Source organism: Hoylesella pleuritidis (assembly GCF_963541955.1).
Classification (GTDB): domain Bacteria; phylum Bacteroidota; class Bacteroidia; order Bacteroidales; family Bacteroidaceae; genus Prevotella; species Prevotella pleuritidis.
The window spans coordinates 39,637-53,848 of sequence record NZ_CAUTUT010000007.1; the positions used below are offsets into that span (position 1 = coordinate 39,637).

General features: G+C 45.1%; 13 protein-coding genes. 1 reads left to right on the top strand and 12 read right to left on the bottom strand.

Annotated elements, in window-relative coordinates; all coding sequences use genetic code 11:
* Positions 1–167: 167 nt before the first annotated feature.
* The 8 genes from RWY97_RS04285 to RWY97_RS04320 all read right to left on the bottom strand — a co-directional run bounded on the left by RWY97_RS04285 (position 168) and on the right by RWY97_RS04320 (position 11,274).
* Positions 168–1,310, bottom strand: a complete 1,143-nt coding sequence (locus RWY97_RS04285; RefSeq protein WP_021582836.1) for an OmpA family protein — start codon at positions 1,308–1,310, stop codon at positions 168–170.
* A 170-nt stretch (positions 1,311–1,480) separates the two neighbouring features.
* Entirely contained in the window at positions 1,481–3,307 is a 1,827-nt protein-coding gene (gene mutL, locus RWY97_RS04290) for a DNA mismatch repair endonuclease MutL (protein ID WP_315565696.1), read from the bottom strand.
* A 2-nt stretch (positions 3,308–3,309) separates the two neighbouring features.
* Positions 3,310–3,603: a hypothetical protein gene (locus RWY97_RS04295; RefSeq protein ID WP_273174881.1), complete on the bottom strand. Its 294-nt coding sequence runs from the start codon at positions 3,601–3,603 to the stop codon at positions 3,310–3,312.
* A complete protein-coding gene (locus RWY97_RS04300; RefSeq protein ID WP_021582888.1) occupies positions 3,600–5,333 on the bottom strand; it encodes an OstA-like protein in 1,734 nt (577 codons plus the stop codon). Before RWY97_RS04300 ends, RWY97_RS04295 begins: the two co-directional genes overlap by 4 nt.
* Entirely contained in the window at positions 5,330–6,766 is a 1,437-nt protein-coding gene (locus tag RWY97_RS04305) for a peptidylprolyl isomerase (RefSeq protein WP_021582795.1), read from the bottom strand. The genes RWY97_RS04300 and RWY97_RS04305 overlap by 4 nt, the downstream gene beginning before the upstream one ends.
* 59 nt (positions 6,767–6,825) lie before the next feature.
* Complete coding sequence (locus RWY97_RS04310; RefSeq protein WP_315565699.1) at positions 6,826–8,256, bottom strand: peptidylprolyl isomerase; 1,431 nt, start codon at positions 8,254–8,256, stop codon at positions 6,826–6,828.
* A 6-nt stretch (positions 8,257–8,262) separates the two neighbouring features.
* Positions 8,263–9,747: an IMP dehydrogenase gene (gene guaB, locus RWY97_RS04315; RefSeq protein WP_315565701.1), complete on the bottom strand. Its 1,485-nt coding sequence runs from the start codon at positions 9,745–9,747 to the stop codon at positions 8,263–8,265.
* Between the two features lie 6 nt (positions 9,748–9,753).
* Entirely contained in the window at positions 9,754–11,274 is a 1,521-nt protein-coding gene (locus tag RWY97_RS04320; RefSeq protein ID WP_390883255.1) for a PepSY domain-containing protein, read from the bottom strand.
* A 446-nt stretch (positions 11,275–11,720) separates the two neighbouring features.
* Between RWY97_RS04320 and RWY97_RS04325 the strand changes: the two genes are divergently transcribed.
* The gene (locus RWY97_RS04325; protein WP_315565702.1) at positions 11,721–12,284 is read left to right on the top strand and encodes a methylated-DNA--[protein]-cysteine S-methyltransferase; all 564 of its coding nucleotides are present in this window, start codon (positions 11,721–11,723) and stop codon (positions 12,282–12,284) included.
* A 70-nt stretch (positions 12,285–12,354) separates the two neighbouring features.
* Here RWY97_RS04325 and RWY97_RS04330 read toward each other — a convergent pair whose 3' ends face one another.
* From RWY97_RS04330 to gmk, 4 genes are read right to left on the bottom strand one after another with little or no spacing between them, the layout of a single operon-like run.
* Positions 12,355–12,777: a type II toxin-antitoxin system VapC family toxin gene (locus RWY97_RS04330; RefSeq protein ID WP_315565703.1), complete on the bottom strand. Its 423-nt coding sequence runs from the start codon at positions 12,775–12,777 to the stop codon at positions 12,355–12,357.
* Positions 12,778–12,779: 2 nt separating this feature from the next.
* Positions 12,780–12,902 carry a hypothetical protein gene (locus RWY97_RS04335; RefSeq protein WP_021582819.1) on the bottom strand — a complete coding sequence of 41 codons (123 nt, stop codon included), beginning with the start codon at positions 12,900–12,902 and terminating at the stop codon, positions 12,780–12,782.
* A gap of 59 nt (positions 12,903–12,961) precedes the next feature.
* Positions 12,962–13,555, bottom strand: coding sequence for a nicotinate (nicotinamide) nucleotide adenylyltransferase (gene nadD, locus RWY97_RS04340; RefSeq protein ID WP_315565704.1), 594 nt, complete (start codon positions 13,553–13,555; stop codon positions 12,962–12,964).
* A complete protein-coding gene (gene gmk / locus RWY97_RS04345; RefSeq protein WP_315565706.1) occupies positions 13,548–14,210 on the bottom strand; it encodes a guanylate kinase in 663 nt (220 codons plus the stop codon). Before gmk ends, nadD begins: the two co-directional genes overlap by 8 nt.
* Between the last annotated feature and the right edge of the window lie 2 nt (positions 14,211–14,212).

Below are 14,212 nucleotides of genomic sequence, written 5' to 3' on the forward strand. Positions count from 1 at the left end.
GTTGTAAGCAGTTGCAAAGGTATGCTATTTCAATTAATTGACCAAATTTTTCACGACTTTTTTCTACGGGTTATTAGAAAAATTCGTTGCTTTGAGAGATTACAATATTATAATTAAGGTGTTTGTCCCATAGGGCAAACACCTTAATTGATATTTATCTGTGATAATTATTCAGTTACCTGAACAGTTGCACGACGGTTGAAAGAGATCGGAGACAGATCATCTACACCACCCTTACCGACAGTTTTGATATTATCACGGCTTATACCCATTTTAACCAGCTCATCAGCAAGTGTGTTAGCACGACGCTCTGACAGACCTTGGTTGTGTTTCGGTGTACCCGTAGCACTGTCTGCGTAACCTGTAACAAGAAGATTAGAGTTGTTCTCCTTGGCATACTGGGCTAATGCACGAACATTCACAAGGTCTTTCTGAGAAGCGATGACAGACTTATCTAAATTGAAGAAGACTGAGATAGGCGTTGTTACAAATTCTTTTACGGTCCTGTCTTCTGCGGGCTTCTGGTTAGCCAGCATCTCTTTCAGACGTGCATTCTCTGCATTAGCATCATTAAGCTGTGCATTGAGAGCGTCAATTTGAGACTGAGATAGAGCCTTAATTGCATCTACATCAGGAGTCTTCTCCCAAGTAGCCTTACCGAGATTGAATGTCAAACCAACTTCTGCATAAAGATTATTATCGTGAGAATCCCAACCTCTATGAGCATTAGTTTTTTCAATACCATCAATGTCACTTTCAAGACGATTCCATCCTAATTCAAAATTGATAGCAACTTTTTTGCAGACACGGAATTCATTCAAAATACCTGCACTCAGATCCGTAGCGTAGAGATTGTGAGTCATCGTACGACCAATACCACCACCGATGAACGGAATGAAATTCCAAACACGGTTTGGGTTATAGCCACAAAGCATATTGCTTACATTGAACAGAACGTGTTCATTCAAAACCCAATAAGAGTTGTGATTACCATAATTGTTAGCATCGGTTACTGTCTTGCCCCAAATACCTTGTAACTTTGTGCGAAGACCGATTCCCGGTGTGAACCATTTACCAAGTGCTACTGAAACACCAGGATTAGAACGGAATTTTTTGAATGGACTTCTGTTCAGATTAAGGCCGTGCTCCTCACTTGAATACCAAGCATTCCAATCTGCACCGACCTGAATAAACCAGTTACTCCAAAAAGAATTGGTAGCAACACTGTACTTTTGTACAGGGTCTGCATCCTGAGCCATTGTCGACATTGAGATGCCAGCGAATGCTAATACAATCAATAATTTTCTCATAAACGATGTATTTAATTAATTAAAATGAATTCTTATAACTCACAGTTACGTCTAAGACGCGTTGCAAAAGTAGTAATAAAATTTAGATCTGCTCACATTGAGAGCAAAAAATGTATTTTTTTTCGCTTAAAAGATGGTCTTTTCTGTATTTTTAACATAAGTTCAATGTTTTATCCCAGCAAATGCTCTATCTCTTGTTGCTTCAAAATGCATAGGATATTTTTACCGTCAGGAGTGTAATTAACATTTGCGCACGCGAACAGTCCATTGACTAAATTCTCCATTTCGTCATTGCTCAAAACCTGTCCTTGTGGAATTGCAGCATTACGAGCCATACTCAGGGATAGCGAGCTGTAAATGTCATCTACGGCATTGGTATTTTTTTCAGTTGTCGATGTGATCATATCGTGTATTAACACAACAGCATCAATGCCATCAAGATCGGCCGGAATAGCATTGATAGCATAACTGTTATTGCCCAAGTCGGTCAACTCGAACCCCATATCAGTCATTTCTGGCAATACTTTATGAAATATAACGGTCTCCGAGACAGATATTTGGATTACTTGAGGAAATAGCATTTTCTGTGCAGAACTGCGCTGTTCTTTTACCTGTTGCATATAACGCTCATAAAGAATACGTACGTGCGCGCGATGCTGATCAATGATCATTAATCCCGATTTCACCGCAGTCATTATGTATTTGCCTTTATATTGATAATGTGAGGGTGACTTTTCTGCAAGTATATGATGGGGAGTCTCTTGCTGTTGGTTATCATCTCCGAGCACATCGAAGATATATGTTTCATTGTCTTGTTCTTTTTTCAATCCGTCATAAAGTTCTTCCCATTTTGCAGAAAGCTGTTTTTTCGGGGGCTTGTCAGTGTTTTCAAAAGGATTATACTGTGGATTGTAATTCACTTTCGGCATTTGGACATCATTCGGATGTGAGCTGAATACGGGGATATCGGGTTTACCTTGCGTGTCGAAATCAATGGTTGGAACATCATTAAACATACCAATCGTTTCGCGAACACTTGCCAAAAGAATTTGCCAAATGGCCTGTTCGTTTTCAAATTTGATTTCAGTCTTTGTAGGGTGAATATTGACATCGATATCTTCCGGATTTACTTCGAAATAAATGAAATAAGGAACCTGTTCGCCGACAGGCACTAATCGGTCGTAAGCCATTGTTACCGCCTTGTTGAAATAGGGGTGTTTCATATACCGATTGTTTACAAAGAAGAATTGCTGTACACCTCGTTTGTGTGCAGATTCAGGTTTTCCGACAAAGCCGTTGATCTTACACATTGTCGTGTCTACCTGGATCGGCAAGAGATCTTGATTGAGTCGCTTGCCGAAAATGTCTAAAATACGTTGTCGTAGTCCGCCTGCTTTTAGATGAAAAAGTTCGCTCCCATTGCTGTGTAGTGTAAAAGTGATGTGAGGATTTACCAAAGCAATGCGGTCAAAAGCGGTCAGGATATTAGAGAGTTCGGTTGAATTAGATTTTAAGAACTTCCTACGTGCAGGGACATTAAAGAACAGATTCTCAATCAGGAAGTTGCTCCCGATCGGGCAAGAACAGGGTTCCTGATGTTGGAATTTAGAACCGGTGATGCACAAATGTGTTCCTAATTCTTCTGTTTGCATACGTGTGTGCAAATCAACTTGTGCTACCGCAGCGATAGAAGCTAATGCCTCACCGCGGAATCCCATCGTATGGAGATTGAACAAGTCGTCAGCTTGCCGAATTTTTGAGGTGGCGTGTCGTTCGAAAGACAGTCTGGCATCGGTTTCCGACATTCCTTTTCCATCGTCGATCACTTGTATCGATGTACGACCGGCGTCTACGACTAAAATGTTAATCGTCTTTGCATCGGCATCAATGGCGTTTTCTACAAGTTCCTTGATGACACTTGCAGGACGCTGAATCACCTCTCCGGCTGCAATCTGATTTGCCACTGAGTCAGGTAAAAGCTGTATAATATCACTCATTGTTACAATTCCGCTAAATAAAACCAAATAAACAGCAGTACGATAAGTAACAAAAACAAAGCCTTAGTACTCATTCTCATTTTTCCACCGGCCTCTTTTTGTTTGCGTTTGCGCAGGTGTTGCGTTGCTGCAATAAATGTCCCGCCCAATCGTTCTCGCCCGTCGCGCTCTCCATCTGTCATTCCCATTTCTCGTCGTGCGCGCTGTTCGATTTTCTGCAAATGCTCTTTCCGCTCATCTATATAGATATAGGTATGGCGGAATTTACGCGGTTTACGTATGCCGAAAAGGTTCATCGCTGTGTCCCTTTGGGCTTTTGAGGTAGTTTGGGTACTACAATCTTACCCGCGGGTATATCGACAACGGTTTTTCTTTCAATTGTTTGAAGCGGTGCTTGTTGTCGTTTTACGGTCTGCAAATTAGCTCCGAGCCCTTTCCCACGCCAAACGAAGATGTCTTCTTTATTTTTTGGGCGTATATTATTAAACCAAGCAAAGCTGGTCAATTTGGTCTTATCTGGCGGAATCTGTGTCATCGGATAGAGTGTGGCCTCGAATTTGCACGTCCAAATCTTTTCTAATTTCCGTGTTTCATTGAGGAACATTCGCATCGTATCCGTTTCTAAGTAGTTGAGTCCGATCAAAGAACTGTCTTTGTCATCAACAGTATAGTAGATGCTTTGCACATTTCCGATGGCGTCATTGCGTCGCAGAGCCCCTGCTTTGAAATAAGCAAACATATCACGAGAGGCTATCTGGTTGTAATGGATACTATCCGGCATTTGTTCGATTGACAAAGCCTGCCCCAAAACGTGTGCTTCGCGGATCGTAGAGTCGGCCATATAGGCTTTGATGACTTCACCGAGCAACTGTCGACCGGCATTCCATACGATCGGATCTTTATACATTGTCATACACGAATCTTGTGAGTTGAACACCATCGAGTCGCAAACGGCTTGTACATCTGTGCGATAAGCGCGCACGTGAGGATAGTAGTGTACTTTCCGGTAGACCGAATCTGTGTTGATATGAAAGGTGAAGAGCTTCATCGTATCAGCGTGGGCGTAAAGCGTGTCACCACGAGAATACTCTTTACTAACAGCTCTTTTCGTCGCGAGACCGTACCCTGTCTTCTCGTTATAATACAACTTGCCGCACGTCAGTGACGTCTTGTTTTTCTGATCGACGAAGACCACGTTTCCGAAACCGCGACTGATACCAGTCTTGTCGTCGTAATAGAGACTGTCGCCGGTAATCGTTTTCTCTTTGTCTACAACTGTCGAGCGCCCGAAAAGCTGCGCTTTGTCACTTTGGGTATCGAAATATCCCTGTTCGGTATGGATTACACTCGTGCCCGAAGTGATCTTAGAAGGCCCTACGATATGAGCCAACGACTTGCGGGTATCATAATAGAGCGTGTCGGTTGTGATGAGACGCTTGCCGCTGCGCAGCTTTACATTATAATAAAAGGTAGCTTCACGTGTTTTCGTATTATATTCGCCCCAGTCTGAGACCAACTTATCCTTACCGTCGATCAGTGTTCCACCCTCGCGGAAATAGGCATACTCGTACAGCCGGTCATAGTCGAGACTATCGGTGTAGAGCGTCTGTCGCTGGTGTTTCAGCACCACATTGCGCCGCGCTTCCATCAATTGCTGCTGACCGTCATAGAATCCGTAGTCACAGGTTAACGATAAAGTATCGCCCTGACGGAATCGAACGTGTCCGAAAGCTTTGAATGAATTGGATTCTTGATAATAATAAGCACTGTCGCAAAATAGTTGAGCGCCGGCGTGATTGAAATGTACTCGCCCTTTCACGATCTGTGCTTCGGGGTTGGGTCCATATATATCGTAACTTAACTGGTCTGAATGCACCAGATGGACTCGGTCGTCTTGTACTTTGCGCGACCGCTTTCGGGCCGTCTGGTGAGACGCTGCCACACCAAGCCCAAAAAGGCATAGCATCGCGATCATCGCGATTCTATGCCCATTTATATATTGACTTATCTTTTGTTTCAGCGTCATTTAATCCATCCTTCATATTCAAACTGGCAGCTTTTATAGCGATCGTTCATCCACACATACGTGTGTTTGATCTTGTTTACCACCCAATCGTGCAAACATTTCTCACGTTCTTTGATCAGTACGACATTCTTCATCACTTGGAAGTCTTCTGTAATCGTAGCCTTATGACCATCTATACGGCTTTTCAATTTTACGATAGCGCAAGCTGTTTTTCCTTTATCCGTAATCATCTGGAATGGGGCCGAAATCTCACCCACTTTTAACGTTTCTACGATTCGGGCTATATCAGTGGGTAAGTCTTTCATTTTGAATTTGGAAGTGCGGGTTCCCGTCTCTCTGTCTGTATTTGCCATCAGTCCGTGGTTGTTCTTCGTTTCTTTGTCATCTGAGATATAAGCCGTTGCGTCTTCAAAAGTAAACTTGCCTGAACGAATGTCATTCGCAATGGAGTCGAGTCTCAATTTGGTCTTCTCAATGGCTTCCGAACCAACACGAGGCTTGCGAAGGATGTGGCGGACATTGACTTTGTCGCCGCGTTTATCAACTAATTGGATGATGTGATAGCCAAATTCGGTCTCGACAATCTTTGAAATCTTCTTCGGATCAGTTAAGTTGAAAGCCACAGCAGCGAATGCCGGGTCGAGCATTCCACGTCCGGTATAGCCCAATTCACCGCCTTGCCGGGCCGAATTGGTGTCTTCCGAGTAGAGACGAGCGATTGTTGCAAAGGTTGTTTCACCCTTGTTAACACGGTTGGTATATTCACGCAGCTCATCTTTTACGCGGTTAATCTCTTCTTGTGATATGCGGGGATGGTTCATCAGGATTTCTACCTCTACCTCAGTAGGTACAAATGGTATACTGTCTGAGGGTAGATCTTTGAAATAATTGCGCACATCAGCAGGTGAAACCGTGATGTTTTCCACAATCTTTTTCTTCATTTCCTGAATCAGCATACGATTTTTGTAGTCGTCGTGCATATCTTGACGAATCTGAGTAAGCGATTTTTTATAGTATTCTTCTAATTTTTCGCGTGACCCGATACCTGAAATCAGATAGTTAATCTGGTCGTCTATGCCTTGTGCAATCTGCGATTCAGACACCGTTATACTGTCGATTGCGGCTTGATGGAGATAGAGTTTTTGCACGGCCAACTGTTCGGGAATAGCGCAGTCGGGGTCGCCATTCCACTTAAATCCTTCTCCTTCGCCTTGCAATCGCATCACTTCGACATCTGATTTCAAAATGGGTTCGTCGCCGATAACCCATATAACCTCATCCACTACACTCGTTTCAGGAATCTTCGGGTCATCTTTTGACACACGTGTTGTGTCTTTTTCTGTCTTGGGAGTTGCCTTATGGGCATTGGCACTTGTTCCTGCCACGAGCAGAAAAGCTATAAATCCTACCAGTATTTTGTTTCTTGTCTTCATCTGTTTGTTATTTTGCGTACGCGAATACGTTTCGTTTTTATTTTAGTAAGTCTTATTCGTCACTGTAACAGCGGTTTGATCGTAGCGAGAACAGTCTTGTCAATTTCCACAGAATAGCGTTTTCGAAGTGCCGAAAGCCACTCGTTTTCAAGCGATTCACGATAATCGGCCACCACTTGCAGACGTACATCGCTCCACGTTTTCGGTCTTTTCAACTTCTTTCCATAGGCTTCTGTGATGGGAAATTCTGTTACCGGTACAACGGCGGAGAGCTTTTTGAAGACCTTTCTGTCTACCAATGCGTTATCGCCGACTTTGAAATAGCCCACAGCGAATGGTCTTTGGTTTTCCGATTGTCGGTTAGATGCCGTTCGAATAAGTATTTCCCACTCGCCGAAAGGTCGCTTTTTGAGCAGTGCCTTGATTCGCTTGGCATCAGCTTTATCTTTTGCATAGAAAACAATCCCTTGAAAACGGGGTTGTTCCCAGCGATATTTCTTCTTGTGTTTCTTGAAATAAGCTGCGATAGCCTGGTCGTTTTCGACTACAGACCGACTGCTGATACGGTTGGAAATAGCGCATACCAGTAGACCCTCTTCATATTCGCGGAGCTGATTACGTCGGTACGAATCTGCTCTTTCAGCCCATTTCTGTTTCTCCGCCAATGCTTGTTCGTGGGCCGGAATCTGTGCTTTGACTTTGTCGGTAAGGCTCCGCCCATCTATCGATAACTGCTTTCGCAAATTCTGTTGGTCGACAAACCGAAGAAGGTTGGTTCTCAACGAGTCATAAGCAAGCGTAGGTTGCTTGTCGTCAAGCCGCAGAATGTGCCAGCCGAGCGGTGAGATGAAAGGTCGACTGATGTCTCCTGGTTGCATCGAAAAGGCCTGATCTTCAAACTCTTTCAATGTTTCGCCCCGGCGAATCCAGGTCATTCGTCCGCCATTTGGTGCTGATTCGCGATCGTCCGAATATTGACGGGCCAGTGTATAGAAGTCTTCGCCACGTTGCAGTGCACTGTAAATGGTTTCGATACGTCGCTGAGCATCAGTCTCCTGAGCCTTGGTAGCCCGCTGACTGAGCCTGATCAAGATCTGGGCAGGTCTGATCCATCCGCCCGATTGCGCTGTCTTGCGCTGTATCTTGGCATAGATCCTGCGCGCTTCGGCTTCCATCTGGGTGTCGCCGACGTTTGTCGGCACGCTCATCAGCCGTTGATCGGCGCTGTGTATGTGCTTCACAGTGGCCAAAGTATCTAAATGTGCTTCGCGGGCAGCCATCACCTTCAACTTATAATCGATGAACTTACGGAGAAAATCATCGAGACTTGTCTTCTGAATGACGCCCGGAGCGTTGTTTTTATTGTACAAATACACGAACTCCGAACGGCTTACGGGATGTCCGCTGATGGTCATCAGCGTCGGATCCGACTGTGCGAAGCCGCTGATTCCACACAACATGCAGACTGCCAACAGCACTTTGATGCGCATACTGGTTTATTCCGGGCGTGAGTAATTGGGTGCTTCGCTCGTGATGGTGATGTCGTGCGGATGGCTTTCCATTACGCCTGCGTTGGTGATTCGCACAAAACGGGCCTCGTGCAAACGGTCAATCGTTTCGGCGCCACAATATCCCATTCCTGAGCGTAGCCCTCCGATGAGTTGGTAAATCACCTCTTGCACTGTGCCTTTATACGGAACCCGACCGGCGATTCCCTCCGGAACGAGCTTCTTTACATCGCTTGTTTCGCCCTGGAAATAGCGGTCTTTCGAGCCGTTCTTTTGTTCCATTGCTTCTAACGAACCCATACCGCGATAGCTCTTAAACTTTCGCCCGTTGAAGATAATCGTTTCGCCGGGACTTTCTTCAGTACCAGCCACGAGCGAACCAATCATTACACTGCTGCCACCGGCGGCCAATGCTTTGACGATATCACCCGAGTAACGCAGTCCGCCATCTGCAATCAGAGGCACATCGGTGCCTTTCAGCGCACAATAAACATCGTATACGGCGCTCAACTGAGGTACGCCAACACCCGCAACAACACGTGTCGTGCAGATAGAACCGGGTCCGATACCCACTTTCACGGCATCGGCGCCATTGTCGACGAGCATTTTTGCGGCCGCACCTGTGGCCACATTGCCCACTACAATGTCTACTTTCGGGAACGATAGTTTGGCTTCTCTTAATTTTTCTATCACTGATTTGGAGTGTCCGTGAGCCGTATCGATGACCACGGCATCGGCTCCTGCCTCTACTAAAGCCTGCATTCGGGCCAGCGTGTCAGCTGTAACGCCTACACCGGCAGCCACGCGCAGTCGGCCTTTCTCATCTTTGCAGGCCATTGGTTTGTCCTTGGCTTTGGTAATATCTTTATAAGTAATGAGGCCCACCAAGTGATTTTGGGCGTCCACCACAGGGAGTTTCTCTATCTTATATTCCTGCAAGATCTGTGCAGCTGCGGCCAAATCGGTCTGCTGATGTGTCGTAATCAGATTCTCGCTTGTCATCACTTCGTCGATGCTTTTATCCAAACGACGCTCGAAACGCAGGTCTCTGTTGGTGACAATGCCCACCAAATGGTTCTCGTCATCAATCACCGGAATGCCTCCGATGTGGTAATCCTGCATAATCGCAAGGGCATCTTGCACCGTGCATCCGCGTCGGATGGTCACCGGGTCATAGATCATCCCATTCTCGGCACGTTTTACTGTGGCTACGTTATGCGCTTGTTCATCGATGCTCATATTCTTATGGATGACGCCGATACCGCCTTCGCGGGCGATGGCAATAGCCATCGACGATTCGGTGACGGTGTCCATTGCGGCTGTTACAAACGGAACTTTCAACGAAATACTGCGAGAGAATTTCGTTTCTAATGTTACCGACTTCGGCAAAACCTCTGAATAAGCAGGAATTAACAGGACGTCGTCGAACGTCAGGCCGTCCATCTCAATTTTATCTGCAACAAATGATGACATAGGGCATTAAAATTTATTGCGTGCAAATTTACTAATAAAATTCCGAATGTGCATTACTCGCCGCCTAAAAAACTGCGAATTAATGCTATTTAACGGCCTTCTGAGTTTCCAACCGGTCCATAGACACCAGGCAATAGCGAGTCCGATGAGGAAGATGTAGAGTATACCCGCACGACCGAAGAAAGTATATATTCGTCCTGTATGTATCTCCAAGCATACATTACGCAATGACATCGGCAATGTTTTCATTGTCGGTGGCATCGGCAGAATCGGTGTTCCTTGTCTATAATTTACGACGCACGCCCCGCCGCAAAGTTCATTGCTGAAACCCGAAACGGGATGATTGCTGATCGGCGGACCGTATTGGGATATGCTGCTGTCTTCTCCGAACCAATCGTTTACTTGTCCTGTATTTCGATTCCAACGGTAAAGTCCGCTGAAAGAACCGATCAGCCACGTGCCGTCTGCCTGTTGTTGCTGCACGTTCAGTCCCATCACGCTCACGGGAGGAGTGCCGGTAAGCTTGCGGGGGGTGGCTGTGAGTGTTGTCATCCGATAGAATCCGTCTGACGAATAGAGCAGCCAATCACCTGATTGGGTATCGAATCGCAGCGAGCGCAACTTGTCGTACCACGCGTTCGGGCTGTCCATCACGCTGAAAGGAACGGCAGGTACGCGTCCGGTGATAATTGCCAGCATTGCCGGTGGGCGCAATAGCCACCCTGTAAAACAAAGAAATAGGGTGAGGACAATGGTCAGGCGTCCCACTTTGTTGTGCCAAACGAATAGCCATTTCATCAAGGCAGCGTATCTGTGGCGCGTCATTCGTGGCACGATCCAATACATTATGCCCGTCAAACTTAAAAAGATCAGCACCAAAGCGATGCCATCCACGATGAGTTTACCGGTCAATCCGAAAAGCTCTCCACTGTGAAGCCACCATACGGTGCGGAAAAGTGAAACGTGTCCGTCGTTGTCTGGCGAAGCGGGTAAGGTAAGGCGGTGAAATGTACGATAAGGAGGCAAGGAATAAAATATATGCGAACGGCCAGTGATTAATAATGTGTCTCTTTGATTCGCAATGTCGCTTAGTCGCTCATCGATATCAATTGGCAAAGGGATTACAGTCCATCCTTGGTGCGGTCGATAACGGAATAGGTCGTAACTGCCGGCTGCAAAGAGTGTGCCTTGTGGCATAACGACTATTCTGCGGATACTACGACGGTCGACACCGATGGGCATTCCTTGGTTAAAGTCGCTGATTTTGTGCCCCGAACTGTCTGTTTTCCATACACCGTTATAACCATACAACAGCACCTTTTGATGCCACGCCACCGTGCCTCGCAGCAATCCGCCGTTCCATTGGCGATATTCGTAATTGCGTGGTAGTGCCTTACGACTCACGTCCAAAGATGAAAAGAGTTTCGGATGATTTAGAACAATCCCCGAAACACAGAACATCAGGAGAAAGAAGCACAATACCAACCCGAATATTTTATGATGTTTGATCCACGTCTTTCGTTTCATTTCACACGTTTTGATTGCAAAGATAATATTTTCAAGCCATACCTGCAATACTCATTTCTTAGGAACTAAGATGTGCGCCATAATGCATTGAGAATCAATTAGTTTGTAATGGTATTCCGAAAGGCCATTAATTGCATTGTGGAAGGCTGTTAAATGCACGGCGATTAACGGCTTTTCGCAATGCGTTTAACAGCTAATTGCAATGCGTTTAATCGTTAATTAGAATATGCTTGTAATATGTTGATTATGAAAGTATTATGTCTTGTGCTGACAAAGGATTTCATAGAAGTGGATGTAAAGTTGTTATAGCTTTGAATCGGACCATCTTTGTTTTCTCGGTTTTATTTTATTAATAATTATTCGAGGGTTTATTATCAATCGAATAGTTGTTTATATCGTCGTAAATCATTAATTTTGTTGCGTCACTTTTATGTCTTAAACCGTTGATGTCAAATAATTACGTTTGTGAATACGTATCCCCCATAGGTCTTCTTCATCTTGTGAGCGATGGAGAAGCATTGACCGAGTTGTGGATCGAGGGACAAAGATATGCTGAGAAATCAGGTATTAAAGGGGAGAAGAGGGATAATTTATCCATTTTTAATACTACGCGACAATGGTTGGATGTGTATTTCAGCGGTCGAAATCCGGGTAATTCACCGGCTGTTAACCTAATAGGTTCTCCTTTTCAACTGTCAGTTTGGTGTATTTTACAACAAATTCCTTATGGTGAAACTATTACTTATGCAGACATTGCCCGTCAGATTGCGATACAACGAGGCGTTCTTACAATGTCAGCGCAAGCAGTCGGAGGTGCTGTCGGGCACAATCCTGTGGGTATCATTGTGCCTTGTCACCGTGTGATCGGCACAAACGGCAGTCTTACAGGTTATGCCGGCGGTATCGATAAGAAACTTGCACTCTTGCGATTGGAGCACGCAGCAGTGGCAAATACGTTTCTTCCTTATACCGAGGAAGAACTTTTTAAGGGTGAAAAAGGGAAAAGGTGAAAGGGTGAGAAGGACTTTTAACGTGCAGAAAAGTCGGAAAATGCGGTATAAGTGTTCTATAACAAGCACTTTATCGTTCGTTAACGATGAGTTCGAGGCCCTGACTTCGATAGAACGGGAAACGCGTATCGCTAGATATTAAAGGCAATCCCTCGGTGATAGCGTGTGCTATAATCACGTGATCCGATGGGTCTTTATGCCCTTGTGCATCGTTAAGCGTCATTCGGGCATAAGTCATTATGTGTTCTTTTCGCACTGGAAGGATCGTGATATAATACTCATTTTCGATGGCATTCACCATCTCTTCAGCCGTCTTCCATCTTTTGGAAAAGAGGCCTTTATTATTAAAGCCCACGACAAGTTCTTTTACCGACTCTGTACTTATATATAATTGAGAGTCGTAGTCTTCAAGTAATGCGAGTACATCTCGACTTAGTGAATCAGGATCCAAAGATAAAAAGACGAATATATTCGTGTCAATCAAATACCGCATTATTATAACAGAAATGTTGGGTCATTGACAATCAAGCTTCCTTTTAATCTCCTGGCAGCTTCCAAAGTTTTGCCTATCTTTTTCTTCTCGACCTTTTTCTCGGTCTTTTTTGTTTTTTCTTCCATCGTTATATGTATCTAATGATACTGCAAAGATAGGATAAATATCGCTGGCTTCCAAACTTTTAGGAGGAGAATTTAGTGTTTGAGTGGTAGTATTTTTGTACTTTTCGGAGGATAGAAGGGGGTAAAAGCGTATCAACAGGGGTGCCGGTGCGGATACGACGGCGTATTTCCGTGCTGCTGATATTGTAAAGAGGTGTGTCGACAAGGCGTACGTTGGGAGGGAGTGTTGCGGTATCGATGGGTGCACCTTGCCGCGGATAAATGACAATGGGGTAGTGAGCAATGATGTCGTCGGCGTGATACCAATGAGAGAAACGCATCCAATTATCAGCCCCGATGAGTAAGGTGAAAGTGCGATTGGGATAGTCATAACTCATCGCTTGCAGCGTATGCCACATATAAGAGGGCTTGGGCAGGTGGAACTCGTAGTCGTTCGCAACGAGATGAGGTTCATCAACGAGAGCCAAACGGGTCAGTTCGAGTCGAAAATGGTCGGCTAACAGGTCGGAATCGGTACTTTTAAAGGGATTCTGCGGTGACACGACAAACCATATTTCATCAAGACCTGCAAGCGAAAGAATGTGCTTCGCCAGGGCGATATGCCCGTTGTGGACGGGGTTGAAAGAACCTCCGAAGATCCCCGTCTTAATCATTGAGAAAAGATTTGACGGCAAGATATACATCCTGTTCGGCCCGTTCGAGATTGTCGTTGATGATGGTTCGATCGAACTTAGAAGCAAAAGTCAGTTCATAAGTTGCTCTCGCGATACGATCTTCGATCACTTCGGGAGCGTCGGTAGCCCGCTTGTTGAGTCGGTTTCGCAATTCGTCGACCGATGGCGGTTGGATAAACAGACTCAGGGCACGGTCTCCATAGAACTTCTTGATATTGCATCCGCCTTTCACATCAACGTCGAATACAACGTTCTGGCCAGCTTCCAACTGACGATCTACTTGTGATTTCAGTGTCCCATAAAAGCGATCGGCATATACTTCTTCATATTCCAAGAACTCGTTTTGTGCTATTCTGCGTCGGAATTCATCAGGAGTAAGAAAGAAATATTCCACTCCGTGTCGCTCTGTTCCACGCGGAGCACGACTGGTACAGGATATAGAGAATGCGAGATTAAGTTCGGGATGCTCCGTTATCAACCAATTGATAATCGTGCTTTTACCTGAACCAGAGGGAGCAGAGAAGATGAGTAATCTCCCCAATGACTGTCCTCCCCTGTCTCTTTTGAGAGGGGAGAGACTCTGATTAGACATATTTACCGATACATTTTCCATATAACGAGATTGCTGATCCATTG

What these genes read in the sequence shown, in the direction of transcription:
- RWY97_RS04285 (WP_021582836.1), bottom strand. Translation starts at nt 1,310, where the DNA reads ATGAGAAAATTATTGATTGTATTAGCATTCGCTGGCATCTCAATGTCG.
- mutL (WP_315565696.1), bottom strand. Translation starts at nt 3,307, where the DNA reads ATGAGTGATATTATACAGCTTTTACCTGACTCAGTGGCAAATCAGATT.
- RWY97_RS04295 (WP_273174881.1), bottom strand. Translation starts at nt 3,603, where the DNA reads ATGAACCTTTTCGGCATACGTAAACCGCGTAAATTCCGCCATACCTAT.
- RWY97_RS04300 (WP_021582888.1), bottom strand. Translation starts at nt 5,333, where the DNA reads ATGACGCTGAAACAAAAGATAAGTCAATATATAAATGGGCATAGAATC.
- RWY97_RS04305 (WP_021582795.1), bottom strand. Translation starts at nt 6,766, where the DNA reads ATGAAGACAAGAAACAAAATACTGGTAGGATTTATAGCTTTTCTGCTC.
- RWY97_RS04310 (WP_315565699.1), bottom strand. Translation starts at nt 8,256, where the DNA reads ATGCGCATCAAAGTGCTGTTGGCAGTCTGCATGTTGTGTGGAATCAGC.
- guaB (WP_315565701.1), bottom strand. Translation starts at nt 9,747, where the DNA reads ATGTCATCATTTGTTGCAGATAAAATTGAGATGGACGGCCTGACGTTC.
- RWY97_RS04320 (WP_390883255.1), bottom strand. Translation starts at nt 11,274, where the DNA reads ATGAAACGAAAGACGTGGATCAAACATCATAAAATATTCGGGTTGGTA.
- RWY97_RS04325 (WP_315565702.1), top strand. Translation starts at nt 11,721, where the DNA reads ATGTCAAATAATTACGTTTGTGAATACGTATCCCCCATAGGTCTTCTT.
- RWY97_RS04330 (WP_315565703.1), bottom strand. Translation starts at nt 12,777, where the DNA reads ATGCGGTATTTGATTGACACGAATATATTCGTCTTTTTATCTTTGGAT.
- RWY97_RS04335 (WP_021582819.1), bottom strand. Translation starts at nt 12,902, where the DNA reads ATGGAAGAAAAAACAAAAAAGACCGAGAAAAAGGTCGAGAAGAAAAAG.
- nadD (WP_315565704.1), bottom strand. Translation starts at nt 13,555, where the DNA reads ATGATTAAGACGGGGATCTTCGGAGGTTCTTTCAACCCCGTCCACAAC.
- gmk (WP_315565706.1), bottom strand. Translation starts at nt 14,210, where the DNA reads ATGGATCAGCAATCTCGTTATATGGAAAATGTATCGGTAAATATGTCT.